Origin of the sequence: Ralstonia sp. RL, from assembly GCF_001683835.1 — a bacterium.
Lineage (GTDB): Bacteria > Pseudomonadota > Gammaproteobacteria > Burkholderiales > Burkholderiaceae > Ralstonia > Ralstonia mannitolilytica.
On record NZ_LWRX01000057.1, the window covers coordinates 1 to 24,655 of the forward strand.

At 65.5% G+C, this 24,655-nt stretch carries 27 protein-coding genes; 22 read left to right on the top strand and 5 right to left on the bottom strand.

Going from position 1 to position 24,655, the window contains the following annotated elements:
* From A6M56_RS06075 to A6M56_RS06085, 3 genes are all read left to right on the top strand, one after another.
* The coding region (locus A6M56_RS06075; RefSeq protein WP_286757904.1) for a DUF3108 domain-containing protein at nucleotides 1-887 on the top strand (887 nt) is incomplete at its 5' end.
* Nucleotides 884-1,729: a 3-oxoadipate enol-lactonase gene (gene pcaD / locus A6M56_RS06080; protein ID WP_102080675.1), complete on the top strand. Its 846-nt coding sequence runs from the start codon at nucleotides 884-886 to the stop codon at nucleotides 1,727-1,729. The genes A6M56_RS06075 and pcaD, both read left to right, overlap by 4 nt.
* Nucleotides 1,730-2,046: 317 nt before the next feature.
* Complete coding sequence (locus A6M56_RS06085; protein WP_045785635.1) at nucleotides 2,047-2,304, top strand: BTH_I0359 family protein; 258 nt, start codon at nucleotides 2,047-2,049, stop codon at nucleotides 2,302-2,304.
* 113 nt (nucleotides 2,305-2,417) lie between these two features.
* Here the strand turns inward: A6M56_RS06085 and A6M56_RS06090 are convergent, their stop codons facing one another.
* A complete protein-coding gene (locus tag A6M56_RS06090) occupies nucleotides 2,418-2,810 on the bottom strand; it encodes a rhodanese-like domain-containing protein (protein ID WP_045785634.1) in 393 nt (130 codons plus the stop codon).
* A 149-nt stretch (nucleotides 2,811-2,959) separates the two neighbouring features.
* Here A6M56_RS06090 and A6M56_RS06095 point away from each other — a divergent pair, with 149 nt between their 5' ends.
* From A6M56_RS06095 to A6M56_RS06125, 7 genes are all read left to right on the top strand, one after another.
* Complete coding sequence (locus tag A6M56_RS06095) at nucleotides 2,960-4,012, top strand: homocysteine S-methyltransferase family protein (protein WP_045785633.1); 1,053 nt, start codon at nucleotides 2,960-2,962, stop codon at nucleotides 4,010-4,012.
* A 7-nt stretch (nucleotides 4,013-4,019) separates the two neighbouring features.
* Nucleotides 4,020-4,373 carry a bleomycin resistance protein gene (locus tag A6M56_RS06100; RefSeq protein WP_062738677.1) on the top strand — a complete coding sequence of 118 codons (354 nt, stop codon included), beginning with the start codon at nucleotides 4,020-4,022 and terminating at the stop codon, nucleotides 4,371-4,373.
* Nucleotides 4,370-7,108 carry a methionine synthase gene (metH, locus tag A6M56_RS06105; RefSeq protein WP_257984099.1) on the top strand — a complete coding sequence of 913 codons (2,739 nt, stop codon included), beginning with the start codon at nucleotides 4,370-4,372 and terminating at the stop codon, nucleotides 7,106-7,108. Before A6M56_RS06100 ends, metH begins: the two co-directional genes overlap by 4 nt.
* A gap of 238 nt (nucleotides 7,109-7,346) precedes the next feature.
* Entirely contained in the window at nucleotides 7,347-7,760 is a 414-nt protein-coding gene (locus A6M56_RS06110; protein ID WP_102080673.1) for a hypothetical protein, read from the top strand.
* A gap of 311 nt (nucleotides 7,761-8,071) precedes the next feature.
* Nucleotides 8,072-8,704, top strand: a complete 633-nt coding sequence (locus tag A6M56_RS06115; protein WP_045785630.1) for a response regulator — start codon at nucleotides 8,072-8,074, stop codon at nucleotides 8,702-8,704.
* 102 nt (nucleotides 8,705-8,806) lie between these two features.
* Nucleotides 8,807-9,250, top strand: coding sequence for a response regulator (locus A6M56_RS06120; protein ID WP_045785629.1), 444 nt, complete (start codon nucleotides 8,807-8,809; stop codon nucleotides 9,248-9,250).
* Nucleotides 9,251-9,339: 89 nt separating this feature from the next.
* The gene (locus tag A6M56_RS06125; protein WP_045785628.1) at nucleotides 9,340-9,480 is read left to right on the top strand and encodes an entericidin A/B family lipoprotein; all 141 of its coding nucleotides are present in this window, start codon (nucleotides 9,340-9,342) and stop codon (nucleotides 9,478-9,480) included.
* Nucleotides 9,481-9,547: 67 nt separating this feature from the next.
* Here A6M56_RS06125 and A6M56_RS06130 read toward each other — a convergent pair whose 3' ends face one another.
* Nucleotides 9,548-10,957, bottom strand: coding sequence for a sensor histidine kinase (locus tag A6M56_RS06130; protein WP_045785627.1), 1,410 nt, complete (start codon nucleotides 10,955-10,957; stop codon nucleotides 9,548-9,550).
* Between the two features lie 217 nt (nucleotides 10,958-11,174).
* Between A6M56_RS06130 and A6M56_RS06135 the strand changes: the two genes are divergently transcribed.
* The 3 genes from A6M56_RS06135 (at nucleotide 11,175) to A6M56_RS06145 (ending at nucleotide 12,524) form a co-directional block, all read left to right on the top strand.
* A complete protein-coding gene (locus A6M56_RS06135; RefSeq protein WP_045785626.1) occupies nucleotides 11,175-11,348 on the top strand; it encodes a DUF1328 domain-containing protein in 174 nt (57 codons plus the stop codon).
* Between the two features lie 130 nt (nucleotides 11,349-11,478).
* Nucleotides 11,479-11,904, top strand: a complete 426-nt coding sequence (locus A6M56_RS06140; RefSeq protein ID WP_045785625.1) for a DUF883 family protein — start codon at nucleotides 11,479-11,481, stop codon at nucleotides 11,902-11,904.
* Between the two features lie 56 nt (nucleotides 11,905-11,960).
* On the top strand, nucleotides 11,961-12,524 hold the full coding sequence (locus A6M56_RS06145; protein WP_045785624.1) for a ferritin-like domain-containing protein: 564 nt from the start codon (nucleotides 11,961-11,963) through the stop codon (nucleotides 12,522-12,524).
* Between the two features lie 145 nt (nucleotides 12,525-12,669).
* Here A6M56_RS06145 and A6M56_RS06150 read toward each other — a convergent pair whose 3' ends face one another.
* Nucleotides 12,670-12,990, bottom strand: a complete 321-nt coding sequence (locus A6M56_RS06150; RefSeq protein WP_062738680.1) for a DUF1840 domain-containing protein — start codon at nucleotides 12,988-12,990, stop codon at nucleotides 12,670-12,672.
* A 189-nt stretch (nucleotides 12,991-13,179) separates the two neighbouring features.
* Here A6M56_RS06150 and argS point away from each other — a divergent pair, with 189 nt between their 5' ends.
* The 5 genes from argS to A6M56_RS06175 all read left to right on the top strand — a co-directional run bounded on the left by argS (nucleotide 13,180) and on the right by A6M56_RS06175 (nucleotide 18,293).
* The gene (argS, locus tag A6M56_RS06155) at nucleotides 13,180-14,970 is read left to right on the top strand and encodes an arginine--tRNA ligase (protein WP_062738681.1); all 1,791 of its coding nucleotides are present in this window, start codon (nucleotides 13,180-13,182) and stop codon (nucleotides 14,968-14,970) included.
* An 88-nt stretch (nucleotides 14,971-15,058) separates the two neighbouring features.
* Nucleotides 15,059-15,769 carry an SPOR domain-containing protein gene (locus A6M56_RS06160; RefSeq protein ID WP_102080670.1) on the top strand — a complete coding sequence of 237 codons (711 nt, stop codon included), beginning with the start codon at nucleotides 15,059-15,061 and terminating at the stop codon, nucleotides 15,767-15,769.
* A 97-nt stretch (nucleotides 15,770-15,866) separates the two neighbouring features.
* Nucleotides 15,867-16,547 carry a thiol:disulfide interchange protein DsbA/DsbL gene (locus tag A6M56_RS06165; RefSeq protein WP_045785620.1) on the top strand — a complete coding sequence of 227 codons (681 nt, stop codon included), beginning with the start codon at nucleotides 15,867-15,869 and terminating at the stop codon, nucleotides 16,545-16,547.
* A 103-nt stretch (nucleotides 16,548-16,650) separates the two neighbouring features.
* Entirely contained in the window at nucleotides 16,651-17,448 is a 798-nt protein-coding gene (locus A6M56_RS06170) for an SDR family oxidoreductase (protein ID WP_045785619.1), read from the top strand.
* Nucleotides 17,448-18,293, top strand: a complete 846-nt coding sequence (locus tag A6M56_RS06175; RefSeq protein WP_102080669.1) for a helical backbone metal receptor — start codon at nucleotides 17,448-17,450, stop codon at nucleotides 18,291-18,293. The genes A6M56_RS06170 and A6M56_RS06175 overlap by 1 nt, the downstream gene beginning before the upstream one ends.
* A 46-nt stretch (nucleotides 18,294-18,339) precedes the next feature.
* On the opposite strand, the gene A6M56_RS06180 is transcribed toward A6M56_RS06175, so the two are convergent.
* Both A6M56_RS06180 and A6M56_RS06185 read right to left on the bottom strand, forming a co-directional pair.
* Entirely contained in the window at nucleotides 18,340-18,726 is a 387-nt protein-coding gene (locus A6M56_RS06180; RefSeq protein WP_102080668.1) for an antibiotic biosynthesis monooxygenase family protein, read from the bottom strand.
* 19 nt (nucleotides 18,727-18,745) lie between these two features.
* On the bottom strand, nucleotides 18,746-19,825 hold the full coding sequence (locus A6M56_RS06185) for an MBL fold metallo-hydrolase (RefSeq protein ID WP_102080667.1): 1,080 nt from the start codon (nucleotides 19,823-19,825) through the stop codon (nucleotides 18,746-18,748).
* A 164-nt stretch (nucleotides 19,826-19,989) separates the two neighbouring features.
* Here A6M56_RS06185 and A6M56_RS06190 point away from each other — a divergent pair, with 164 nt between their 5' ends.
* From A6M56_RS06190 to can, 4 genes are all read left to right on the top strand, one after another.
* The gene (locus A6M56_RS06190) at nucleotides 19,990-20,487 is read left to right on the top strand and encodes a MerR family transcriptional regulator (RefSeq protein WP_102080666.1); all 498 of its coding nucleotides are present in this window, start codon (nucleotides 19,990-19,992) and stop codon (nucleotides 20,485-20,487) included.
* A 172-nt stretch (nucleotides 20,488-20,659) separates the two neighbouring features.
* Nucleotides 20,660-21,841, top strand: coding sequence for an isovaleryl-CoA dehydrogenase (locus A6M56_RS06195; RefSeq protein ID WP_045785614.1), 1,182 nt, complete (start codon nucleotides 20,660-20,662; stop codon nucleotides 21,839-21,841).
* 151 nt (nucleotides 21,842-21,992) lie between these two features.
* Nucleotides 21,993-23,825 (top strand): bifunctional isocitrate dehydrogenase kinase/phosphatase, encoded by a 1,833-nt coding sequence (gene aceK / locus A6M56_RS06200; protein WP_045785613.1) that lies wholly within the window; start codon nucleotides 21,993-21,995, stop codon nucleotides 23,823-23,825.
* Between the two features lie 23 nt (nucleotides 23,826-23,848).
* Nucleotides 23,849-24,529 (top strand): carbonate dehydratase, encoded by a 681-nt coding sequence (gene can, locus A6M56_RS06205; RefSeq protein WP_102080665.1) that lies wholly within the window; start codon nucleotides 23,849-23,851, stop codon nucleotides 24,527-24,529.
* Nucleotides 24,530-24,655: the final 126 nt, after the last annotated feature.

Consider the following 24,655-nt stretch of genomic DNA (forward strand, 5'->3'; position numbering starts at 1 on the left):
AACGGCCCGCACCGCGCCGGCCGCCGCCGGCCCCGACCCCGCCCGCGCGCGAGCCGATAGCCGCGCCCAGGCCCGCCCCGACCGGGTCGGACCTCTCCGACACAGACTCGTCGGACTTCCTCGGGGCCCAGGCGTCGGGCAATACCGGGATGGTGAAGGACCTCGGCGCAGAGGATCCCGGCGCGGGGGCTGCACCAGGCGGCGCCGGCTTCTCCCTGCCGCCATCGACGACCCTGCGCTACGCCACGTACGTCAACGGCGTACGCAACGAAGACGGGCTGATCCGGTGGACGACCGATGGCAAAACTTACACGCTCTCCGTCGAAATTCCGTTGCCGCTGTTCTTTGGCGCGCTCGCCTTCCGAAGCACCGGCGCAGCCGGCCCGTACGGTCTGGCCCCCATGCGCTATGAAGAGGTGCGCGGCCGCCGACAGCCCGACGTGACAACGTTCCATTACCCCGATCCCAACGCAGCCACCTCGGGCACGCAGAGCGCACCCACCGTCACTTTTACGCGCACGCCGGCCGTGCTGCCCCTCCCGGAGGGCACGCAGGATCGCTTCAGTGTCTTCCTGCAGCTGACAGGCCTGGCGCGCGGCAATCCGGAACGGATGTCGAGCCCCGGGCTCACGCTCGACATCCCCATCGCGGATACAGACAGCGTGGAGTTCGCCCGCGTGCAGCATGTGGGCGAAGACACTGTCGACACGCCAAACGGCACGATTCGTGCACAGCACTTCATACGACTGCCGCGCCGGGCCGACGACAAGCGGCGCGTCGAAATCTGGCTCGCGGCCGAGCGTGGCTGGCTGCCGGTGCGCCTGCGCCAGACCGAGCCCAACGGCATGCAGTTCGATCTGGTCTACCAATCGCAGGAAGGAGGATGACCGTGTCACCAACCGCCCGCTCCGACTGGGGTGCCGTGCGCGCCAACGGCATCGACATCCATTACCGCATCGACGGCACGGACGGCTCCTGGGTCGTGCTGGCGCACGCGCTCGGCGTGGACCACCGATTGTGGGACGACATCGCTGCGCGCCTGTCCGATCGCCATCGGGTGCTGCGCTACGACGCGCGCGGCCACGGCAAGACCAGCGCCCCGCACGGCGCCTACACCCTCTTCCAGATGGCCGACGACGTGGCCGGGCTGCTCGACGCGCTGTCGATTGCGCAGGTGCATTTCGTCGGCCTGTCGATGGGCGGCATGGTCGGCCAGATCCTCGGCGTGCGGCACCCGCAGCGGCTGCTCTCGCTCACGCTGTGCGACACCGTCTGCTACACGCCGGTCTCTGCGCACGCCATGTGGGACGAGCGCATCGGCCAGGTGGAAGCCCATGGCATGAGCGGCATTGTCGAGCCCACCATCCAGCGCTGGCTCACCACACCGTTTCGCGAGGCCCATCCGGACGCGGTCGAACGCATCCGGGCGCTGTTGCGCGCCACACCGCCGCACGGCTACGTGGGCGCCTGCCTGGCCATCAAGGCGCTGGACACGCGCGGCTCGCTAGAGCGCATTGCCTGCCCCACCCTCGTCATGACCGGCGACCAGGACACCGGCGCACCGGTCGAAGTCGCGCGCGAGATCGCAACGCACATCCCGAACGCGCGCTTGAAAGTGATGTCCCACGCGGCCCATCTTGCCCCCGTCGAACAGGAGGAGGCCTTCCTCACCGCTCTGGATGAGTTCCTCGGGCACGCGGGATGCGAGAGTCAATGCGACACGCCGTAAGTCCCGTTTGCCGTGTCGATCACTGCGGGCGCCCCCCACACCGGGCGCCGGCCACCCGCCATATGGACGACGGTGGCCTGCAGCGTTCGATGCAGGCGCGGAAAGATCTGGTTACGCGATCACGACGCACGTCACACATTTCGCCTCGCATTTGCGAACTTTGTGGCCGATCATGAAGCCCAAGGGACAGATGGGCGGCACGATCATGGGTGGGAGTGGATCGGCTCTTGAAGTCATGGCCACGGGCCCCATCTACCCGGTGCAGCAGTAGAGCAGTCCCCACAACAGCAAGACGATTGACGCCTCGGAGGTGCACCATGCAAATGATCTACAACAGTGACAACTACTGTGTTGTCGAATTCGGTGCCGATGGCCAGCACGCCATGCTTTCCGCAGGCGGCTACGAGATCGTGGACAAAAACCTCAAGCGTGAAATCTTCCTCGGCGGCGAGCTGGCCGAGCATTTCCGCGAGGACGTGAAAAAGCTCATCGCGAGCGAGCCGACGGTCGAGGAGGTCGACGACTTCCTGGGCAAGTTCGACACCGTGATGACGCAGCCGGTCACGATGCACTGAACCGCCGGTGCGGGCCGCCCGCCCGCGTGACGCCTTCCAGAAAAACGCCCGGAGCTTGGCGCTGCCGGGCGTTTTTTCATGCGTGCATCGACTATCGCAGCGATAGTTTCTCTCTAGCACTGCTCCCACGGCAGCCCGGCATGGCGCCAGCCATTGAGCGTGTTGCGATGGCGCGTGGCATCGAGGTCGCCTTCAAAGCCGTGGCGCACGACGTAGACGTCGCTGAACCCCGCCTCTTCCAGCGCACGCGCGGCGGCCGCTGAACGGTTGCCGCTGCGGCAGATCAGCACGATCGGCCGGTCAAAGCCGTGGCCGGAAAGCTTGCGCACGGTGGGCACGAACTCGGGGTTCACCTCCCAGTGCGGCCCATCGTTCCACGACACATGGTGCGCGCCGGCCGGATGGCCCACGAACAGGTGCTCCATTTCACTGCGGCAGTCGATGAACAGCGCGGCGGGCGTGCGCTGCAGGAAGGCATGGGCGTCGGTGGGGTCAAGCAGTTGCATGGTGGCGATCAGGACGGGAAGACGGCGTGATGTCGATTATAGGAGCGCGATTGCCCACACCGCCGGCAAGTCATTGATGCGACTGGTAAAATCGGTCTTTGGCCGCAACTTTTCAACCATTGCCGGCCGACGCACCCCGGAGTCCCCCCATGTCCGCGTCCACCATTGCGCCCCTGCCCTATACCCGTGCCGCCACCCTGCCCGCGCTGCTGCGCGAGCGCATCCTGATCCTGGACGGCGCGATGGGGACCATGATCCAGCGCTACAAGCTGACCGAGGCGCAATACCGCGGCGAGCGCTTTGCCGACCACCCCATCGACGTGAAGGGCAACAACGAGCTGCTGCTGCTCACCCGCCCCGAGGTCATCCGCGAGATTCACGAGCAATACCTGGCCGCCGGCGCAGACCTGATCGAGACCAACACCTTCGGCGCCACCAGCATCGCGCAGGAAGACTACAAGATGGCGGATCTGGCCTACGAAATGAACGTCGTGGCCGCCCGCCTGGCGCGCGAGGCCTGCGACAAGTACAGCACGCCCGAGAAGCCGCGCTTTGTGGCCGGCGCGTTCGGCCCGACGCCCAAGACGGCCAGCATCTCGCCCGACGTGAACGACCCCGGCGCGCGCAACGTCAACTTCGACCAGCTGCGCGATGCGTATTACGAACAGGGCAAGGCGCTGCTCGAGGGCGGCGCCGACGTGTTCCTGGTCGAAACGATCTTCGACACGCTCAACGCCAAGGCGGCGCTGTTTGCCATCGATCAGCTGTTCGAGGACACCGGCGAGCGCGTGCCCGTGATGATCTCCGGCACGGTGACCGACGCCTCGGGCCGGATCCTCTCGGGCCAGACGGTAGAAGCGTTCTGGAACAGCCTGCGCCACGCCAAGCCGATCACCTTCGGCCTGAACTGCGCGCTGGGCGCGGCGCTGATGCGCCCGTACATCGCCGAGCTGGCGAAGATCTGCGACACGGCCGTCTCGTGCTACCCCAACGCGGGCCTGCCCAACCCGATGAGCGACACGGGCTTCGATGAAACGCCCGACGTCACATCGAGCCTGGTCGACGAGTTTGCCGCGGCCGGCCTGGTGAACCTGGTGGGCGGCTGCTGCGGCACCACGCCCGAACACATCAAGGCGATTGCCGAACGCGTCGCGAGCCGCAAGCCGCGCGCATGGCCGGGCCAGTACAAGGAAGCCGCCTGAGACCGCCATGACCGCGCGCATCGACAGCACCATCCCCGTGCTGGCCTCGCTGGACCTGCAGGAGTCTGCCCGCTTCTACACGGAGCGGCTCGGCTTTGCGCAAAGGCTGCTGGCGCCGGACTACCTGATCGTGCAGCGCGACGGCGCCGAACTCCATTTCTGGCTGTGCGACGACCGCCGCATCGCCGAGAACACCTCCTGCTACCTGCGCGTGCCGAACACGCAGGCGCTGTTTGAAGAATTCACCGCGCGCGGGCTTTCGCTCGCGCCGCCGGCGGTGCGGCCGTGGGGCATGAAAGAGCTCTACGTGATCGACCCGCACGGCAACCTGTTGAAGCTGGGCGAACACGCCCCCGCCTGACCGAACCCCGCACCATCATGACCGACCATCCCATGCGCCTCTCCGGCCTCGAACCGTTCAACATTGGCGAGGGTACGCTGTTCGTCAACGTCGGCGAGCGCACCAACGTCACCGGGTCCAAGGCGTTCGCGCGCATGATCCTCAACAGCCAGTTCGACGAGGCGCTGGCCGTGGCCCGCCAGCAGGTCGAAAACGGCGCACAGATCATCGACGTCAACATGGACGAGGCGATGCTCGACTCCAAGGCGGCGATGGTGCGTTTCCTGAACCTGATCGCCTCGGAGCCCGACATCGCGCGCGTGCCGATCATGATCGACTCGTCCAAGTGGGAGGTGATCGAGGCGGGCCTGAAGTGCGTGCAGGGCAAGGCGATCGTCAACTCGATCTCGCTCAAGGAAGGCGAAGACGCCTTTGCGCACCACGCCAAGCTCATCAAGCGTTACGGCGCCGCCGCGGTCGTCATGGCCTTCGATGAGCAGGGCCAGGCCGACACGTTCCAGCGCAAGACCGAGATCTGCAAGCGCAGCTACGACTTCCTCGTGAACGTGGTCGGCTTCCCGCCGGAAGACATCATCTTCGACCCGAACATCTTTGCGGTCGCCACCGGCATCGAAGAGCACAACAACTACGCGGTGGACTTCATCGAGGCCACACGCTGGATCAAGCAGAACCTGCCGTACGCGAAGGTCAGCGGCGGCGTATCGAACGTGTCGTTCTCATTCCGCGGCAACGACGTGGTGCGCGAGGCCATCCACACCGTGTTCCTGTACCACGCGATTCAGGCGGGCATGGACATGGGCATCGTCAACGCGGGCCAACTCGGCGTGTACGAGAATCTCGACCCCGAGCTGCGCGAGCGCGTGGAAGACGTGGTGCTCAACCGCCGGCCTGACGCGACCGACCGCCTGCTCGAGATTGCCGACCGCTACAAGGGCGGCGGCACGAAGCGCGAAGAGAACCTCGCATGGCGCCTCGAGCCGGTCGAGAAGCGCCTTGCCCACGCGCTCGTGCACGGCATCACCGACTACGTGGTCGAAGACACCGAGGAAGTGCGCCAGAAGATTGCCGCCGAGGGCGGCCGCCCGATCCAGGTGATCGAGGGCCCGCTGATGGACGGCATGAATATCGTGGGCGACCTCTTCGGCGCCGGCAAGATGTTCCTGCCGCAGGTGGTGAAATCCGCCCGCGTGATGAAGCAGGCCGTGGCCCACCTCATCCCGTTCATCGAGGAAGAGAAGCGCCAGATCGCCGCCGCCGGCGGCGACGTGCGCTCGCGCGGCAAGATCGTCATCGCCACGGTCAAGGGCGACGTGCATGACATCGGCAAGAACATCGTCACCGTCGTGCTCCAGTGCAACAACTTCGAGGTCGTGAACATGGGCGTGATGGTCCCGTGCAATGAGATCCTCGCGAAGGCGAAGGTGGAAGGCGCGGACATCATCGGCCTGTCGGGCCTGATCACGCCGTCGCTGGAAGAGATGGCCTACGTGGCCTCGGAAATGCAGCGCGACGAGTATTTCCGCGTGAGGAAGATTCCGCTGCTGATCGGCGGTGCAACGACGAGCCGCGTGCACACCGCCGTGAAGATCGCTCCGAACTACGAAGGCCCGGTGGTTTATGTGCCGGACGCCTCGCGCTCGGTGAGCGTGGCGTCGAGCCTGTTGTCGGATGACGGCGCCGCGCGCTATCTCGAAGAACTGCGGGCCGATTACGACCGCATCCGCACGCAGCACGCCAACAAGAAGGCCACGCCGATGGTGTCGCTGGCCGCCGCGCGCGCCAACAAGACGAAGATCGACTGGAGCCACTACACGCCGCCCAAGCCCAAGTTCATCGGCCGCCGCGTGTTCCGCAACTACGACCTCAACGAGCTCGCCCAGTACATCGACTGGGGCCCGTTCTTCCAGACGTGGGACCTGGCCGGCAAGTTCCCCGACATCCTCAACGACGAGATCGTCGGGGAATCGGCCCGCAAGGTGTTTTCCGATGGCAAGAGCATGCTCGCGCGCCTGGTCGCCGGGCGCTGGCTCACGGCCAACGGCGTGATCGCGCTGCTGCCCGCGAACACCGTCAACGACGACGACATCGAGATCTACACCGACGAATCGCGCTCGGAAGTCGCGCTGACCTGGCGCAACATCCGCCAGCAGAGCGAGCGCCCGATCATCGACGGCGTGATGCGCCCGAACCGCTGCCTGGCCGATTTCATCGCACCCAAGGACACCGGCATCGCCGACTACATCGGCCTGTTTGCCGTCACGGGCGGCATCGGGGTGCAAAAGCGTGAAGCCGCTTTTGAAGCCGACAACGACGACTACAGCGCGATCATGCTCAAGGCCCTGGCCGACCGCTTTGCCGAAGCCTTTGCCGAATGCCTGCACGCGCGCGTGCGCCGCGACCTGTGGGGCTACGCGCCGGACGAAGCGCTCGACAACGACGCGCTCATCCGCGAGGAATACAAGGGCATCCGCCCGGCGCCGGGCTATCCGGCCTGCCCCGAGCACACCGTCAAGCGCGACATGTTCCGTGTGCTCGACGCGCAGGAGATCGGCATGGGCCTGACCGACGCACTGGCCATGACGCCGGCCGCATCGGTGTCGGGCTTCTACCTGTCGCACCCGGAGAGCACGTACTTCACGATCGGGAAGATCGGGCAGGACCAAGTGGACGATATGGCGGCGCGCAGCGGCGAAGACCGCGCCTTTGTCGAACGCGCCCTGGCCCCGAATCTCTGAATCTGTGACAAGACGTTTAAGACATGGTGTGCGCCGCACCGTGTCTTACGCCTGCAAACCCTTGCCGGCGTTGGCGTTGATGGTGCTTCAAGAGGGGTGATGCTCTCATTACAAAGGCTTACACCCCCTAACAGTCGTAACCGGAAGGGCTCCTTACACTGAACCCATTCACTCGACGCACAGAGTGATGCCGCGACGAATCCCTCGCGTGGCCGTTCAGAATCAAAGGAGCCTCTCCATGAACAAGCTGCTGATCTCCCTGTCCGCCATCGCCATCGCTGCTGCCTCCGCTTACGCCAACGCGCAAACCCCGTCGGTGGGCGCAGGTGCGCAAGCCAACGGCACGGCCGCCGTCGCTCCGGTCCAGGCCAACGTCGGCACGGGCCTGAAGGCCGACGCAGGCGCCAAGCTGGACACCGAATCGGCCAAGACCCAGCTGAACAGCAAGGCCGAGCACGGCGCCAAGGCCGCCCACGAACACAAGGCCAAGTCGGAAGCCGCGCTGGACAAGACGACCGACAAGGTCGGCAAGTCGGTGAACAAGACCGAGAAGTCGGCAGCCAAGACGGCCAAGGACGCCAAGGCTGATCTCGCCGGCAACACCAACGTCGACGCCAGCGTGAACGGCGGTGCCGCCGCGCAAACCAAGTAACAGCGGTCGGCGGGGCGTCGGGTGCCCCACGGCGCACCCAGAGCCACAACGGGGCGGATTTCTCCGCCCCGTTTTCTTTGGCTCTGCGGCCGCGGGCACGTTGATTGCTCCCCTATGGGGCACATCGCATGTTGCGATTCATGCACATCCAGAGGCCTTTTATGGAAACGCAGACCACACCCCTCCAGCCCGTCGGCATGGGGGAGTCCGGTTTCACGCCACAGTCCGATACAATTGCTGTCGTATCGAACCAACAAGTGCGGCGTGAGCACGCGGGCAGTCCGCCGGCCGCGCCGTCCATAAGGAGCAGCATGATTCGCGTCCTGATTGCGGACGATCACGAAATCGTCCGTGCCGGCCTTCGGCAGTTCCTGTCCGAAGAGCGGGACATCGAAGTCGCGGGGGAAGCGGCCAGCGGGGAAGAGGTGATGGAGCAACTCCGCACCGGCGCCTTCGACGTCGTGGTGCTGGATATCTCCATGCCCGACCGCAACGGCATCGATACGCTCAAGCTGGTGCGCCAGCGCCATCCGGATCTTCCGGTGCTGATCCTCTCGACTTTTCCGGAAGATCAGTACGCGATCAACCTGATCCGCGCTGGTGCATCGGGCTACCTGACCAAGGAAAGCGCGCCGGACGAGCTCGTCAAGGCCATCCGCACGGTCTCGCAGGGGCGGCGCTATGTCAGCCCGACGGTGGCCGAACTGCTCATCGGCGGCCTGGAAAAACCGACCGACCAGCCGTTGCACCAGACGCTGTCCAAGCGCGAATTCCAGATCTTCTGCAAGCTCGCGCGGGGGCAGTCGGTGTCCGTCATCGCCGAAGAGCTGTTCCTCAGCGTCAAGACGGTCAGCACCTACCGCACGCGGATTCTCGAAAAGATGGGCATGAAATCAAATGCCGATCTGACCTACTACGCGATCAAGAACGGCCTGGTCGAGTGACACCGGGCGCGGCGTCCGAACCGCCCGCCACCCCGCAAAGCTTGCTGGCATGTAGGACAACGCCTGATACCACCCGGTGCGCCCGCTGGCTACCATCAACGCATGCTGGATCAAGCCGTCACCCTCTCCACCCGTGGCCTGCGCGTCCTTCTGATCGAGGATTCCCCCGTGCTTCGCGGCATGGTGCTCGAATACCTCAAGGCCTCCGCCTTCGTAGCGACGGTCGAGTGGGCAGACACGGAAGATTTGGCGCTGCGCCTGCTCGCGCAGGGTCACTACGATGTCGTCATCGTCGACCTGCAGCTGCGGCAGGGCAACGGATTCAAAGTCCTGCAGACGCTGCGCGACCAGGCCTCGCCGAGCGTGCGCATCGTCTACACCAACCACGCCCAGGTCCCGACCTACCGGCAGCGCTGCCTCGAAGCGGGCGCCAATTACTTCTTCGATAAATCGCTCGAGCTCGACAAGGTGTTCGAGGTCATCGAAGAACGCGCGGGTGTGGCGCGGCCACGCCACCAGCCTGCACAGCACTCCCCTCACGCGTAGGGGGTGCGCCTGCGGACCTGTTGGCGCGCATCGCCCAGTCGCCCAGGCCCATGCCGCTTTCCACGGTTTCTCACCCCAAGGAGCGTTCGATGAAGACCCTGTGTGCCGCACTTGCGCTGACGTGCGTTTTCCTGGCCGGCTGCAACACCATGGCGGGCGCCGGCAAGGACATCCAGACTGGCGGTCAGAAGCTGGAGAATGCCGCCGACAACACCAAGCAGAAGATGTAGCCGCCTGCGCCGCGCAACACGACAAAAGCCCCACGACGGGGCTTTTTCATTGGGCGGCCGGGCCGCATCATGCCGGCGCCGCGCCGCCGGGCAAGGCCTGTAGACCGCTGGCGTCCGGGTGGACAAGAACGGCATCGTTGGAGGGCAGCTCAACGATGATCGTGACGCCGCCACCGGGCATCGAATCGATCGTAAGCGTACCGCCCAGCGCGATGGCGCGCTGCTCCATCCCGAGCAGGCCGTGATGGCCGACCATGCGCCTGCGCTCGATGTCGGCAGGAAAACCGCGGCCGTTGTCGCGCACGCGCAGGCGCACGCCATCCTCGCTGGCATCGAGCGCCACCGACACGGTGGTCGCATGCGCATACTTGGACGCGTTCGTGAGCGATTCCTGCACGATGCGATACAGCGCGATGGCTGCGTCGTCGGTCAGCTGCGGCATCTCGTCGGGGAGGCTAACCTCGGTATGCCAGCCGTTGCGCGTGCCGACGTCCTGGGTGAGCTGGGTCAACGCTTCGGCCAGGCCCAGGTTCAGCAGGATGGTCGGGCGCAGATCTTCGATCAGGCGGCGCTTGATCTGAATGCCCTGATCCACATGCGCCATCACGCGCGTAATTTTTTCGCTCACTGCCGGCTCGCTGGCATGGATGCGTGAACGCAGCCAGTGGAGGTCCATCTTGGTCGCGGTGAGGATCGCCCCCAGTTCGTCGTGCAGCTCGCGCGCCAGGCGCGTCTTCTCGTCTTCGGTCACGCGCTGCAGGTGCGCGGCCAGATCGGACAACTGGCGCGTGCGCTCGCGCACCATGCGGTCGAGCTTCTGACTTTCTTCCTCGGCCTTGTCGCGCTCCTGCTCGGTGGCGGCGAGGCGCTTGGCGTGCTGCATGCCAAGCACGACCAGCAGGATGATGTTGACCGCCGTGATGAGCGCAATGCCATAGCGCGAAAGCGCCAGGTCGCGCTCGGCATGTTCGAGGCTGCGGGCCACCGTGGCGATCTCCCGCTGGCGCAGGCGGTCCAGCCCCTGGCGCACGGCTTCCATCGACGCCTTGCCGAAGTCGGTGCGCACGAGGTCGAGCGCCACCTCCAGATCGCGCTTGCCGTAGATCAGCGTGAGCTCCATTTCAGTGAGCTTGCGGCTGACCTGCAGCGCCGTCTCTGAAAACAGCTTGAGCGCGTCGGGGTCGTTGGCGTAGTGGTCGCGGATCTCGGCCATCAGCGCATGGATGTGCGGGATGGCCTTGTTGTAAGGGTCGAGGTATTCGTCCTTGCCCGTAAGGAGGAAGCCGCGCTGCCCGGCTTCGGCGTTGACCAGCTCGGCCAGCAGTTCGTTGATGGCGGTTTCCGCCTGCTGCGACTGAATCACCTGCCGGTAGCCCTGGCTGAGGCGGACGTTGCCCGTCTCCGAGGCAATGAGCACCCCGAGCGTGAGCAGAATGCCGCCGGCAAGCAGCAGGGTGGAGCGCAAGGATGACCGCATGTCTGCAGACCCGTGTGGAACGCGTCAGGCCGCCCGACGCGGCGCGCGTTGCATATGTGTTTTTGGTAGGGGGCATGATACTCCGTGGGCACCCCGCACGGCACTTGGGGCACACCCGGCCCAGGCACGCGGCGTGCGTGGGACTACACCGCAGCACAGGCTCGCTGCACCACCTCGCGCAGCGGCCTGTATTTCAACCTGATCCGGAGGCAACGACATGCTGAAATGGGCTCTGATCTTCGCCATCATTTCCGTGGTGGCCGGCGTGCTGGGCTTTACCGGCATCGCCGCAGGCGCGGCGAGTATCGCCAAGGTCCTGTTCTTCATTTTCGTGGTGCTGTTCGTGCTGTTCCTCATCCTGGGCCTGACCGTCTTCAAGGCCGTGGACTAGCGTGGCGTCGGGTCCATGTCTTGCTAGCCAGTGTGGCAGACGCCCTGTCTTTCTTCACGAAAGCGAACGCCCAATGACCCCCGCGCCGCGGTGCCTGCCTCCCGCGGCGCCATGACCGAGGAATCCCGCCATGTCTCTTTTTGCCAGCCAACGCGTACGCAGCCGAGTCGATGACGTCAACGAACGTGCACACCGGGCCCTGAGCAGCGCCGGCGACGCCATCGACGACGCCCGCCATGCCGCCAACCCCGCCGTGCAGGACGTGCAAAAACTGCTGCGCTCCCTTGAAGACGCCATCCAGACACTGACCGACGAAGGCGGCACGGAGGCCAGGAGGGCGCGCAACGCCATCCAGGCGCGCGCCGAGCAGTTGCGCCGCGCGGCCAACGATCGCGCCCATCAGGCGCGCGAAACCATGGACTGGGCCCTGGACCGCACTGAAGACACCATCGCCTCGGCGCCGTTCCGGTCGGTGGGGGTCGCCGTGGCGGTCGGCGCAGTGATCGGCCTGGCCCTGGCGCTCGCCAGCGGCGGCCGGCGCGGTGCCGACGAATAAGCCGGCACACCGGAGACGCAAGACGCCCTTTTCCGAGACCCTGCAGGAGTATCCGCATGACCCAAACCAACGCTGCAGACAGCCCGTTTCTCATCGATATCAAGGCGCTGCGCGAACGTGCCCGCAAGCACATCCAGGACGGCGCCGTGACCGGCGACTACAAGGCCGACCGTGAGACGGTGCTCCGGCTGCTCAATGAAGCGCTGGCGACGGAGCTGATCTGCGTGCTGCGCTACCGGCGCCACCACTTCATGGCCAAGGGCATCAACGCCGAGCCCATCGCCGAAGAATTCATGGTGCACGCCACCGAAGAGCAGCAACACGCCGACAAGATCGCCGCACGCATCGTGCAGCTGGGCGGCGAGCCGAACTTCAACCCGGAAGGCCTGTCCACGCGCAGCCATTCGGAATACGTGGAAGCCGATGGCCTGGTCGACATGATCAAGGAGAATCTGGTGGCCGAGCGGATCGCCATCGACAGCTACCTCGAGATGATCCGCTACATCGGCGACCGCGACCCGACCACGCGGCGCGTGCTGGAAGAGATCCTGGCCGTGGAGGAAGAGCATGCCGACGAACTCGCCGACATGCTGCCCCAGGCCGGCACGCAGACGCAGTAAGACGAGATACCGGCGCAACGCGTCAGCCCCCTCCCCGCTCCCGGCCCGCGTGGCCGGATGCCCGGACCACCTTCGGCGGTGGCCGGGCATTTTTTTGAGCGTCTGACGACCCCTCGCTGCGCAACGTCAGCCGCCCGGTCCGCGCTCAGACGCCCCAGAGCACGTTCGCGCCTTCCTTCTGCGATTCCTCCAGCATGTGCAGCAGCGGATAGGCGCGCTGGCCGAGGTGCGGCGGCTCTTCCTCGCCGTCGCCCTCTTCATTGGCGGCCAGCTCGGCCACCTGGATGTGCGCGTGGTGCGTGTCGTCCTTGATGGCGCGCTTGAGGCGTTCGATGGCGTGCGGCATCTCTTCGGGCGTGATGACGCCGCGCTCACCCAGCGTCTTGCCGATCACGCCCAGCAGCACCATGGCGAGATCCTTCTGCATGGAGAACTTTTGCGAAGCGTGCGAGGTAAAGGTGATCATGATTTCTTGGTTCCCTTGGTTGGGTCATGGGTGCCGCAGATTGCCACGGCGGGAGGCAGGTGCCCCTCGGATACCTCTGAGACCGCGGCTCACCTGATAAAATTTCGTACTTTTCCCCGAACAACGCAACTGGCCGCGCCAGAACGGGATTTCAACCTGTTTCAGCACTGCCGGCGCCATGGTTTTCCTATGCTGCCCTCCCATAAACAGACGATCGCCCAACTGCTGTCCGACGCCGTCGGCTCCCTGCTGCCCGAAGGCCAAGCCCGACCGGAGATCGTCCTGGAGCGCCCCAAGCAGGCGGCGCATGGCGACATCGCCTGCAACGTCGCGCTGCAACTGGCCAAGCCGCTGGGCAAGAACCCGCGCGAACTGGCCAGCGGCATTGCCGACGCCATCCGCGCCGATGCCCGCGGCCAGCGCCTCGTTTCGGCCGTGGAAATCGCCGGCCCCGGCTTCATCAACCTGCGCCTGTCGCCCGCCGCGCGTGCCGACGTGATTGCCGCCGTCTTCGCAGAAGGCGACCGCTATGGCGCCGCGAACACGCATGACGGCGCGCCGGTGCTGGTGGAGTTCGTCTCGGCCAACCCGACCGGCCCGCTGCACGTGGGCCACGGCCGGCAGGCCGCGCTGGGCGATGCGCTCGCCAGCCTGCTCGACTGGCAGGGCCACAAGGTCCACCGCGAGTTCTACTACAACGACGCGGGCGTGCAGATCCACAACCTGGCCGTCTCGGTGCAGGCCCGCGCGCGCGGCTTCAAGCCGGGCGACGCCAACTGGCCCGAAGCCGCTTACAACGGCGATTACATCGCCGACATCGCCGCCGATTACCTCGCTGGCAAGACCGTGCGCGCCTCCGACGGCGAACCGGTGACCGGCGCCGGCGACGTCGAAGACCTCGAAGCCATCCGCCGCTTTGCCGTCACGTACCTGCGCAACGAGCAGGACATCGACCTGCAGGCCTTCGGCGTGAAGTTCGACCGGTACTACCTGGAGTCGTCGCTCTATACCGAGGGCAAGGTGCAGCAGACCGTCGACGCGCTGATCGCCGCCGGCAAGACGTACGAGCAGGAAGGCGCGCTGTGGCTGCGCACCACCGACGACGGCGACGACAAGGACCGCGTCATGCGCAAGTCCGACGGCGCCTACACCTACTTCGTGCCGGACGTGGCGTACCACACCACCAAGTGGGCGCGCGGCTTCAAGCAGGTCATCAACGTGCAGGGCAGCGACCACCACGGCACCATCGCCCGCGTGCGCGCCGGCCTGCAGGGCCTGAACATCGGCATCCCGAAGGGCTACCCCGACTACGTCCTGCACAAGATGGTCACGGTGATGAAGGACGGCGCCGAGGTGAAGATCTCCAAGCGCGCCGGCTCGTACGTGACCGTGCGCGACCTGATCGAATGGTCCAACGGCGATGCGGAATCCGAAGCCGGCGTGGATACCATCCGCGCCTGCGTGGAAGCCGGCGATCCGAACTGGCCGGCCCGCTTCACGCGCGGGCGCGACGCCGTGCGCTTCTTCCTGCTGTCGCGCAAGGCCGATACCGAATTCGTCTTCGATGTCGACCTCGCGCTCAAGCAGAGCGACGAGAACCCGGTGTACTACGTCCAGTACGCCCACGCGCGCATCTGCTCGGTGTTCGAGCGTGCCGGCATGGACCCCGCTTCGCTCAACGGCGCCGACCTGACCCCGGTGACCGGCCCCGACGCCAGCCCGCAGGCCATCGCCCTGGTGCAGCGCCTGGCAGCCTTCCCCGACATGCTGGCCGACGCCGCCCGCGAACTGGCCCCGCACGCCGTGGCCTTCTACCTGCGGGATCTGGCGGGCGACTTCCACGCGTTCTACAACGCCGACCGCGTGCTGGTGGACGACGAGGCCATCAAGCGCGCCCGCCTGGCGCTGCTCGCCGCCACGCGCCAGGTGCTGCGCAACGGCCTGGCGGTCATCGGCGTCTCGGCTCCACAGAAGATGTAAGCGAACGCATCGCGCCGCGCACTTGTCCAGGCGCACGGCAGCGCGCAACACGGCGCTCTTATAATCGGGTCCATTCAGAAGGATCGACATGGCACGCAATACGCAATCTTCCCGTGGCCGCTCGCAGTGGGGCGGCACGTTTCTGGGTCTGGTGCTGGGACTGATCGTCGGTTTGGCGATCGCCGTGGTGGTGGCGGTCTACATCACCAAGGCGCCGGTCCCGTTCGTGGCGCGCAATGGGGCGCAGCCCAAGCCGAGCGAACCGGGCAATGTGGTGGCCCCGCTGCCGGCGCCGGCCCAAACCGCTCCGCAAGCCAGCGGTACGCAGCCGGCCGATCCGAACGCACCGCTGTGGAGCCGCGTGCCGGCCAAACCTGTCGACCAGGCCCCGGAGGCGAACAACCCGCCGCCGGGCATCACCATCCGCCCGGCCCAGCCACAGCCCGGTACGGCCACGCAACCGGCCAGCACGCCGGCCGCCAGGCCGCCCAAGACTGCCACACCGCCTGAAAAGCCGGTGGCCGACCCGATTGCCGAAATCGCCCGCCAGGATGCCGCCAAGACCGGCTACTTCCTGCAGGTCGGCGCTTACAAGTCGGCCGAGGATGCCGAGCGCCAGAAGGGCAACCTGGCCATGCAGGGCTTTGAAGCCAAGGTGACCCAGCGTGAAGTGAACGGCACCACCATGTATCGCGTGCGCCTGGGCCCGTTCAACTCGCTGGACGAGATGACCGCCGTGCGCGGCCGTCTGCAGTCCTCGGGCGTGGAATCGTCGGTCATCCGCTTCGCCCGCCAGTGACAGGAAATCGCGCAGCCTCCTGAACCCGCAGGGCTGCCGCAAGTCAGAAGCCTGAGGTTCCGATTTCCGGTCGTCCTACGCTCTACTTCCATCCACCATGAATAAAATCGCTGCTTTCCTGATTGCGCTGGCCACCGGCGCCGGCCTGTTGATGACTGCCCCGGCGCAAGCCGAGCCCGTGGCCGGCAAGGACTATCAAGTGCTCCAGCCTGCACAGCCGGTGCCGGCAGGCAAGATCGAGGTGACCGAGTTCTTCGGCTACTGGTGCCCGCACTGCAACCACTTTGAAAACACGTGGGAAGCCTGGAGCGCCAAGCAAGGCAAGGACGTGGTGATCAAGCACGTACCCGTCGCATTCAACAACGACGCGCGCCTCGTCCCGTACTCGCGCATCTATTACGCGCTCGAGGCGATGGGCAAGCTGCAGGCCAAGAGCAGCAAGGGCATGTCAATGCACGCGCGCGTGTTTGACGCCATCCACGGCGCGGACCGCCTCAACATCCGCGGCACCAAGGACGAGCAGGACAAGACCGTCGGCGACTTTGCGGCCAAGGAAGGCCTCGACCGCAAGGCCTTCATGGATGCCTACAACTCCTTCAGCGTGAGCTCCAATGTGTCGCGCGCCAACCAGTTGACCGAGCAATACCGCATCCAGGGCGTGCCGACCGTCGTGGTGCAGGGCAAGTACGTGGTGTCGCCCGACGAAGCCGGCGGCTACGTGAAGACCGTGCAAACGCTCGACTATCTCGTCCAGCAGATCCGGGCCGGCAAGATGTAATGGCGCACCGCGCCCGGCATGCCGCGGCGCTACCGCTTGGCCGACGCCCGCCGCTGTGCGGGCGTTTTTTGTACGCCAGCCGCTTTTCCACCAGGACATCGACATGAGCCAGACCGTTTTCATCACCGGCGCGTCCAGCGGCATCGGGCAGGCGCTGGCACGCCAGTACGCCGCCCAGGGCGCCACGCTTGGCCTCGTGGCCCGGCGCATCGACGCGCTCCAGGATTTCGTGCACACGCTGCCGGCGAACATTCAAAGCCACTGCCATTGCTATGCCGCCGACGTGCGCAGCGCCGAATCGATGCGCGACGCGGCGCAAGCCTTCATCGCAACGGCCGGCGTGCCTGATGTGGTGATCGCCAACGCCGGCATCTCGGTCGGCACCGACCTGCGCGAGGCCGGCGACCTGAACGCCTTTGCGGCCGTCATGGACACCAACTGGATGGGCGTGCTGAACACGTTCCAGCCATTCGTCCAACCCATGCTTGCGCGCGCAAGGCCCGGGCGGTCCGGTGGCACGCTGGTGGGCGTTGCCAGCGTAGCCGGCGTACGCGGCCTGCCGGGCGCGGCCGCGTACAGCGCTTCCAAGTCGGCCGTCATCAAACTGATGGAGAGCCTGCGCGTGGAGTTCGGCCGGCGCGGCCTCCGGGTCGTGACGATCGCGCCCGGCTACATCCGTACGCCGATGACGGAACACAATCCGTATCCGATGCCGTTCCTGATGCCCGCAGACCGCTTTGCGCAGAAGGCGGTGCATGCGATCCATCGCGGCGTGCGTTTCACCGTGCTGCCATGGCAGATGGGCATCGTCGCCCGGCTGCTGCACGTCCTCCCGAACTGGCTCTACGACGTGGCCTTTGCGCGCGCCCCGCGCAAGCCTCGCAAACCCGAGATTTCCTGATGATGTTTACCGACGCGCTAGGGGTTGCGCATGTACCGGTCGACACCACGCCGCGCATCGCGAGCCTGGTGCCCTCGATCACCGACCTGCTGTTCTCGCTCGGCCTCGGCGACCAACTCGTCGCCCGCACCGGCTTCTGCATCCACCCGCGCGAAGCCGTGCGCAACGTGCCCAAGGTGGGCGGCACCAAGACCGTCAAGCTGGACCGCCTCCGCGAGCTGGCACCCACGCACGTCATCGTCAACATCGACGAAAACACGCGCCCGACCGTCGACAAGCTGCGCGAGTTCATCCCGGACATCGTCGTCACGCATCCGTGTGCGCCGGAGGACAACCTCGCGCTGTACCAGCTGCTGGGTGGCATCTTCCACCGCGAGGCGCAGGCGCAGAAGCTCTCCGACGCGCTCGTGCAGGAGCTCGACGCCCTGCGCGGCCGTCATTTCCTGCCGCGCCGCGTGCTGTACGCCATCTGGCAGGACCCATGGATGACGGTGTCGCGCGACACCTACATCTCGCGCATGCTCAAGCTGGTCAATTTCCACACGTGGCCGGAAGATGTCGCGCCCGTGCAATGCGGCATCGAGAAGAGCGGCGATTGCGCCCGCCCGAACCGGCCCGACACGCGCTATCCGACCTTCCGCTGGAGCAGCGACGTCGTGCGCAACATCGACTGCGTGCTGCTCTCCACCGAGCCTTACAGCTTTACCGAAGAGCATGTCGACGCGCTGGAAAAGCAGATCGGCAAGCCGGTCTATCTCGTGGATGGCGAGATGGTGTCGTGGTACGGCAGCAAGGCCATCGAAGGCGCGCGATACCTGGGCGAGTTCGCGAAGGCGCTGCGCTGAAAAAAACCCGCCGGTTGGCGGGTTTCTTGTCGGCCGACGCGACGCCCTATCGCACGAACCCGTAGTCGTACTCCACCTTGGCAATGCGCAGGTGATACGACGCGTACCATTGCTCGCGCCCTAGTTTCTGCGCAGCCAGGTGGTCGCTCTGGTTCTTCCACTCGCGAATCGCCTCGAGCGACGACCAGTACGACACCGTGATGCCGGGCCGCCCCTGCGCGGTCGCCGCTTCGTCGCGTACAGATTCGATGCCGAGGAAGCCGGGCATGTTGCGCGCCAGCTCCACCATGCGGTCGGCCATCGCGCCGTAGCCGGTGTCGCCGTCGGTGCGCGTGGAAGCGAAGATCACCGCGTAGTACGGCGCCGTGGGGGTCTGCGCGGGAAACGGCAATACGACGGCGCTGTCGTCGAGAACGTCGTGCTGCTCAGCCATGGGAGCTCCGGATGTTGGGTCAGCTTGCTGCGTGGAACCGAACGATACCGTCGGCGCCGGTTTCGCGCACCAGTTCGCCTTGATGCCACAGCGCATGCAGGTGGGCAAGCGCCTCGCCCATCGCGAAGGTCATCTGGTGCACGTCGAACTGGCGCTTGAAGATGACGTTGACGATGTCGCGCGCGGATTGCGGCGCGCGGCGGCAGGCCGCCAGCGTGTCGGCCAGGCGATCGGCATGGTGATCGCGCAGTTGGCGGATGCGCGTGTGCAGCCCGCGGAACGGCCGCCCGTGCGACGGCAGGATCAGCACATCGGCGGGCAGCGGCTCGTATTTGCCGAGCGAATCGAGATACAGCGTCAGCGGATCGGCCTCGGGCTCGAGGTCGAACACGCTCACGTTGGTGGAGATGCGCGGCAGGACCATGTCGCCGGAGATGAGCACGTTGGCGTCTTGGCTATAGAGCGCGACGTGCTCGGGCGCATGGCCGAAGCCGGTGATGACGCGCCAGCCGTGCGCGCCGATGGTGACGACGTCGCCGTCCATCAGGCGGCGGTACTGGCCGGGCACGCCGGGCACCAGGGTGCTGTAGTAATCCTTGCGATTGCGGATGCGTTCGATCGCGTCGGCGTCGGTGAGGCCGTGGCGCTCGAAGTGGCGCGCGGCAAATTCGCCGCCGGCATTCGATGCGCCGGTGCCGCCGACGAGCATGCGCGCGAAGGCGTAATCGCCCAGGCTCATCCACAGGCGCACGTTCCAGCGGTTGTGGTCGCCGCCCTCGCATAGCCAGGTCGACAGGCCGACGTGATCCGGATGGCAGTGGGTGACCAGCACGCGCAACACCGGCAGGCCATCGAGGTGGTTCGCGAAGATCGTTTCCCAGTACCCGCGAATCGCTTCGTGGTTGATGCCGCAATCGACGATCGTCCAGCCATCCTGCCCGTCCTGCCGATCGCGCAGCAGCCAGAGGTTGATGTGATCGAGTGCGAAGGGCAGCGGCATGCGCAGCCAGTAGATGCCAGGCGCGACCTCAAAGCGCGTGCCGCCTTCGGGCAGCGTGTCGCCAAACGGGTAGTCGAGTTGGTGTTCGAGCGCGTTCATGGGTGGGTGGCCTCGGTCGCCGCCTTGGGTCGGGCGGTCTGTCGTGATTGCGGTTTGGCGCCATTGACGCTAACGTTAACGTCAATTCGCCGTCGGTCCTCCATCTTAAGCGAAAACTTAAGCGGCTTGCCCGGCGCACGCCCCATCACACCGCCCTCTGCTGTATGTCCGCCTCCACTCCGTCTGCCGCCGCCGAGCTTGGCGCCGATCTCGAATCGGTCGATGCCAGCGACGCTGCCGACACCCGCTACACCATCACGGACCTCGCCCGCGAATTCGACATCACGCCACGCGCCATCCGCTTCTACGAGGACCAGGGCCTGCTGGCGCCCGACCGCCAGGGCCCGGGCGGACGCCGCCGGGTGTATTCGGCGCGCGAGCGCACGCGCCTGAAGCTGACCTTGCGCGGCAAGCGGCTCGGCCTGTCGCTGGGCGAGATCAAGGAAATCCTCGACCTGTACGAATCGCCGCGCGATACGGTGCCGCAGCTGGAGCGCTTTCTGGCGTCGCTCGCGCAGCATCGCGCCGTGCTCACGCAGCAGTTGGAAGACCTCAACGCCCAGTTGGCCGAGATCGACCAGCACGAGCGCCAATGCCGCCGCCTGCTGGAGAGCGCCCAGGCCGGCCATACCAGGCCGCCCAGGCGACGCAAGGCCGCGTGATCCGGTATCTTACGTATTTGACGTTTACGTAAACGTCAATACAATACGCAGCATCCTGCAACACCCTCCCGGCAGGGTGCGCCCGTCACAAGCGGCGCGGACCGCACAACGCCAGATCACCACCCAGAGACACGCGCGGCCTGACTCCATGCACGCGCCCAAGGAGACGACCATGATTGAACTGCCCGGCCTGAAATTCGACTTGGGCGAAGACATCGAGATGCTGCGTTCGGCCGTGCGCGACTGGGCGCAGGCCGAGCTGGCGCCGCGTGCGGAGGAAATCGACCGCACCGACCAGTTTCCGATGGACGCGTGGCGCAAGATGGGCGAGCTGGGTGTCCTCGGCATCACGGTGGCCGAGGAATACGGCGGCGCGAACATGGGCTATCTCGCGCACATGATCGCCATGGAAGAAATCAGCCGGGCGTCGGCATCGGTGGGCCTGTCGTATGGCGCGCACTCGAACCTGTGCGTGAACCAGATTCACCGCAACGGCACCCCGGCGCAGAAGGCCAGGTACTTGCCCAAGCTGGTTTCCGGCGAGTGGATCGGCGCCCTGGCGATGAGCGAGCCGAATGCCGGCTCCGACGTCGTGAGCATGAAGCTGCGCGCGGAGCGCAAAGGCGACCGCTACGTGCTCAACGGCACCAAGATGTGGATCACCAACGGCCCCGACTGCGACGTGCTCGTCGTCTACGCCAAGACGGAACCCGAACTGGGTGCGCGCGGCATGACGGCGTTCATCGTCGAGAAGGGCATGAAGGGCTTCTCGGTGGCGCAGAAGCTCGACAAGCTCGGCATGCGCGGCTCGCACACGGGCGAACTCGTCTTCGACAACGTCGAAGTGCCGGCCGAAAACATCCTCGGCCAGGAAAACGGCGGCACCAAGGTGCTGATGAGCGGCTTGGATTATGAGCGCGCGGTGCTCTCCGGCGGCCCGATCGGGATCATGCAGGCCTGCATGGACGTGGTCACGCCGTACATCCACGACCGCAAGCAGTTCGGCCAGAGCATCGGCGAATTCCAGCTCATCCAGGGCAAGATGGCCGACATGTACACCACGCTGCAGGCGTGCCGTGCGTACCTGTACACGGTCGGCAAGAACCTCGATTCGCTGGGCCGCGACCACGTGCGACAGGTGCGCAAGGACTGCGCCGGCGTGATCCTCTACACCGCCGAGAAGGCCACCTGGATGGCCGGCGAAGCGATCCAGATCCTGGGCGGCAACGGCTACATCAACGAGTTCCCGACCGGCCGCCTGTGGCGCGACGCGAAACTTTACGAGATCGGCGCCGGCACGTCGGAAATCCGCCGCATGCTGATCGGCCGCGAGCTGTACGCAGAGACGATGTGAGCGGCGAGCCCGGGCTGGGATGACGGGAGGGCACAAGAGGCCCTATGCAAAACGGATAAGGAGCGAATGCAGGACAGCGAAGCCCATACAATCTAGGTTGTTGCAGCTCGCGACACCTTGCTTCGGCTCCCCCCACCCGCTCGCGCACGCCATGTCCCATTTCCCCAAGCTCCTCTCGTCGCAGATCGCCTTTGACGTCGCGCGCACGATGCTCGACGGCTTCGACAAGCACTACCGCTTGTTCCGGGAGGTGTGCGTGCAGGCCAAGGCGGCCTTCGAACGCGGGGACTGGGCACAGATGCAGCAGCTCCAGCGCGACCGCATCGCGTATTACGACGAGCGCGTGCGTGAAGCGTCCGTCATCCTGGAAGACGAATACGACGCCGAGAACATCGACGACGAAATCTGGCGCCAGATCAAGCTGCACTACATCGGCCTGCTGACCAACCATCACCAGCCGGAACTGGCCGAGACCTTCTTCAACTCGGTGTGCACGCGCATCCTGCACCGTTCGTACTTCAACAACGATTTCATCTTCGTGCGGCCGGCCATCTCGACCGAGTACATCGAGAACGAGGAATCGCCCACCAAGCCGACCTATCGCGCCTACTACCCCGGCTCGCGCGAGGGCCTGGGGGACTGCTTCGAGCGCATCGTGCACAACTTCCAGCTCGAGGCGCCTTTCGAAGACCTGCGCCGCGACATCGGCTACCTGATCCGCGCGGTGGAAGAGCATTTCGGCGACTACCGCATCGCGCCGAATTTCCAGATCCATGTGCTGTCGTCGCTGTTCTTCCGCAACACGGCGGCGTACATCATCGGACGCGTGATCAACGGCGACAAGACGTATCCGCTGGCGGTGCCCATCATGCGCAATGCCGACGGCTCGCTGCGCCTGGACACCGTGCTGCTGCGGCCCGAGCAGCTGATGATCCTGTTCTCGTTCACGCACTCGTATTTCATGGTGGACATGGAAATCCCGTCCGCCTACGTGACCTTCCTGCGTGACCTGATGCCGCGCAAGCCGCGCGCAGAGATCTATACCTCCCTCGGCCTGCAGAAGCAGGGCAAGAACCTGTTCTATCGCGACTTCCTGCACCACCTGCAGCACTCGTCGGACAAGTTCATCATCGCGCCCGGCATCAAGGGCCTCGTGATGCTGGTGTTCACGCTGCCGTCGTACCCGTACGTCTTCAAGGTCATCAAGGACTACTTCCCGCCGCCCAAGGAGACCACGCGCGAGCTGATCAAGAGCAAGTACCAGCTCGTCAAGCGGCACGACCGCGTGGGGCGCATGGCCGATACGCTGGAGTATTCCGACGTGGCGTTCCCGCTCTCGCGCTTTGACGATGCGCTGATCAGGGAGCTGGAAAAGCACGCGCCGTCGATGGTGGAGTACCAGCGCGCCGCCGATGGCAGCGAAGAGATCGTCATCCGCCACGTCTACATCGAGCGCCGCATGACGCCGCTGAACATCTGGCTGCAGGAAGGCACGGATGCGCAGGTCGAGCACGGCATCATCGAATACGGCAACGCCATCAAGGAGCTGATCGCCGCGAACATCTTCCCCGGCGACATGCTGTACAAGAACTTTGGTGTGACGCGCCACGGCCGCGTGGTCTTCTACGACTACGACGAGATCGAATACCTGACGGACTGCAACATCCGCCGCGTGCCGCAGCCGCGCAACGAAGAGGAAGAGATGTCGGGCGAGGTCTGGTACAGCGTCGGCCCGCACGACATCTTTCCGGAGACGTACCGCACGTTCCTGCTCGGCGACCCGCGCGTGCGCGAGGCGTTCCTCAAGCACCACGCAGATTTCTTCGACCCCGCCATGTGGCAGGCATACAAGGACCGCCTGCTGTCCGGCCAGACACACGACTTCTATGCGTATGACGCGAGCGAACGCTTCGTCAACCGCTACGGCGCCAAGGCACCGGACGGCGACGCGCAGGACAGCAGCACGCTGCAACGCGCCGCCTGACTCTCTCAACAAGACAACAAACCATGCCACATCGCATCAAGGAACTGTTCGAAAACAACCGCAAGTGGGTCGAGCGGGTCAACGCCGAAGACCCGGCGTTCTTCTCCAACCTGGCCAACCAGCAGAACCCCGAATACCTGTGGATCGGCTGCTCGGATTCGCGCGTACCGGCCAACCAGATCATCGGCCTGCCGCCGGGGGAGGTGTTCGTCCACCGCAACATCGCCAACGTGGTGGTGCACTCGGACCTGAACTGCCTGTCGGTGCTGCAGTTTGCGGTGGAGGTGCTGAAGATCCGGCACATCACCGTGGTGGGCCACTACGGCTGTTCAGGCGTGAAGGCCGCGCTGACGAAGCAACGCTTCGGGCTGGCGGACAACTGGATTCGTCACGTGCGGGATGTGGCCGAACAGCATGAAACGTATCTGGGCACGGTGGTCCGCGACCAGGATCAGCACGACCGGCTGTGCGAGTTGAACGTGATCCATCAGGTCAACAACGTGTGCCTCACGACGATCGTGCAGGACGCGTGGGAGCGCGGGCAGCCGCTGACTGTGCATGGGTGGATTTACGGCGTGAAGGATGGGCTGCTGCGCAATCTGGGGATGGCGGCGAGTTCGAATGAGGAACTGCATGCGCAGCTTGCTGATGCTTGGAAGAACTATGGGAAGGAAGGGAGTGTGCCTAGTCCGGTGGGGTTTTGAGCTTTTGCTTTTTTGAGGAATGGATTTGATGTTGGTGGTTCATCCTCCTCTCGTACCCTGCCGGGCACGACCTACTTTTCTTTGTCTTGCCAAAGAAAAGTAGGCAAAAGAAAGGCGCGCCCGAGA

Excerpts from the sequence above, each read along its gene's own strand:
- pcaD (WP_102080675.1), top strand. The coding sequence starts at position 884 with ATGACCGTGTCACCAACCGCCCGCTCCGACTGGGGTGCCGTGCGCGCC.
- A6M56_RS06085 (WP_045785635.1), top strand. The coding sequence starts at position 2,047 with ATGCAAATGATCTACAACAGTGACAACTACTGTGTTGTCGAATTCGGT.
- A6M56_RS06090 (WP_045785634.1), bottom strand. The coding sequence starts at position 2,810 with ATGCAACTGCTTGACCCCACCGACGCCCATGCCTTCCTGCAGCGCACG.
- A6M56_RS06095 (WP_045785633.1), top strand. The coding sequence starts at position 2,960 with ATGTCCGCGTCCACCATTGCGCCCCTGCCCTATACCCGTGCCGCCACC.
- A6M56_RS06100 (WP_062738677.1), top strand. The coding sequence starts at position 4,020 with ATGACCGCGCGCATCGACAGCACCATCCCCGTGCTGGCCTCGCTGGAC.
- A6M56_RS06110 (WP_102080673.1), top strand. The coding sequence starts at position 7,347 with ATGAACAAGCTGCTGATCTCCCTGTCCGCCATCGCCATCGCTGCTGCC.
- A6M56_RS06115 (WP_045785630.1), top strand. The coding sequence starts at position 8,072 with ATGATTCGCGTCCTGATTGCGGACGATCACGAAATCGTCCGTGCCGGC.
- A6M56_RS06120 (WP_045785629.1), top strand. The coding sequence starts at position 8,807 with ATGCTGGATCAAGCCGTCACCCTCTCCACCCGTGGCCTGCGCGTCCTT.
- A6M56_RS06125 (WP_045785628.1), top strand. The coding sequence starts at position 9,340 with ATGAAGACCCTGTGTGCCGCACTTGCGCTGACGTGCGTTTTCCTGGCC.
- A6M56_RS06130 (WP_045785627.1), bottom strand. The coding sequence starts at position 10,957 with ATGCGGTCATCCTTGCGCTCCACCCTGCTGCTTGCCGGCGGCATTCTG.
- A6M56_RS06135 (WP_045785626.1), top strand. The coding sequence starts at position 11,175 with ATGCTGAAATGGGCTCTGATCTTCGCCATCATTTCCGTGGTGGCCGGC.
- A6M56_RS06140 (WP_045785625.1), top strand. The coding sequence starts at position 11,479 with ATGTCTCTTTTTGCCAGCCAACGCGTACGCAGCCGAGTCGATGACGTC.
- A6M56_RS06145 (WP_045785624.1), top strand. The coding sequence starts at position 11,961 with ATGACCCAAACCAACGCTGCAGACAGCCCGTTTCTCATCGATATCAAG.
- A6M56_RS06150 (WP_062738680.1), bottom strand. The coding sequence starts at position 12,990 with ATGATCACCTTTACCTCGCACGCTTCGCAAAAGTTCTCCATGCAGAAG.
- argS (WP_062738681.1), top strand. The coding sequence starts at position 13,180 with ATGCTGCCCTCCCATAAACAGACGATCGCCCAACTGCTGTCCGACGCC.
- A6M56_RS06160 (WP_102080670.1), top strand. The coding sequence starts at position 15,059 with ATGGCACGCAATACGCAATCTTCCCGTGGCCGCTCGCAGTGGGGCGGC.
- A6M56_RS06165 (WP_045785620.1), top strand. The coding sequence starts at position 15,867 with ATGAATAAAATCGCTGCTTTCCTGATTGCGCTGGCCACCGGCGCCGGC.
- A6M56_RS06170 (WP_045785619.1), top strand. The coding sequence starts at position 16,651 with ATGAGCCAGACCGTTTTCATCACCGGCGCGTCCAGCGGCATCGGGCAG.
- A6M56_RS06175 (WP_102080669.1), top strand. The coding sequence starts at position 17,448 with ATGATGTTTACCGACGCGCTAGGGGTTGCGCATGTACCGGTCGACACC.
- A6M56_RS06180 (WP_102080668.1), bottom strand. The coding sequence starts at position 18,726 with ATGGCTGAGCAGCACGACGTTCTCGACGACAGCGCCGTCGTATTGCCG.
- A6M56_RS06185 (WP_102080667.1), bottom strand. The coding sequence starts at position 19,825 with ATGAACGCGCTCGAACACCAACTCGACTACCCGTTTGGCGACACGCTG.
- A6M56_RS06190 (WP_102080666.1), top strand. The coding sequence starts at position 19,990 with ATGTCCGCCTCCACTCCGTCTGCCGCCGCCGAGCTTGGCGCCGATCTC.
- A6M56_RS06195 (WP_045785614.1), top strand. The coding sequence starts at position 20,660 with ATGATTGAACTGCCCGGCCTGAAATTCGACTTGGGCGAAGACATCGAG.
- aceK (WP_045785613.1), top strand. The coding sequence starts at position 21,993 with ATGTCCCATTTCCCCAAGCTCCTCTCGTCGCAGATCGCCTTTGACGTC.
- can (WP_102080665.1), top strand. The coding sequence starts at position 23,849 with ATGCCACATCGCATCAAGGAACTGTTCGAAAACAACCGCAAGTGGGTC.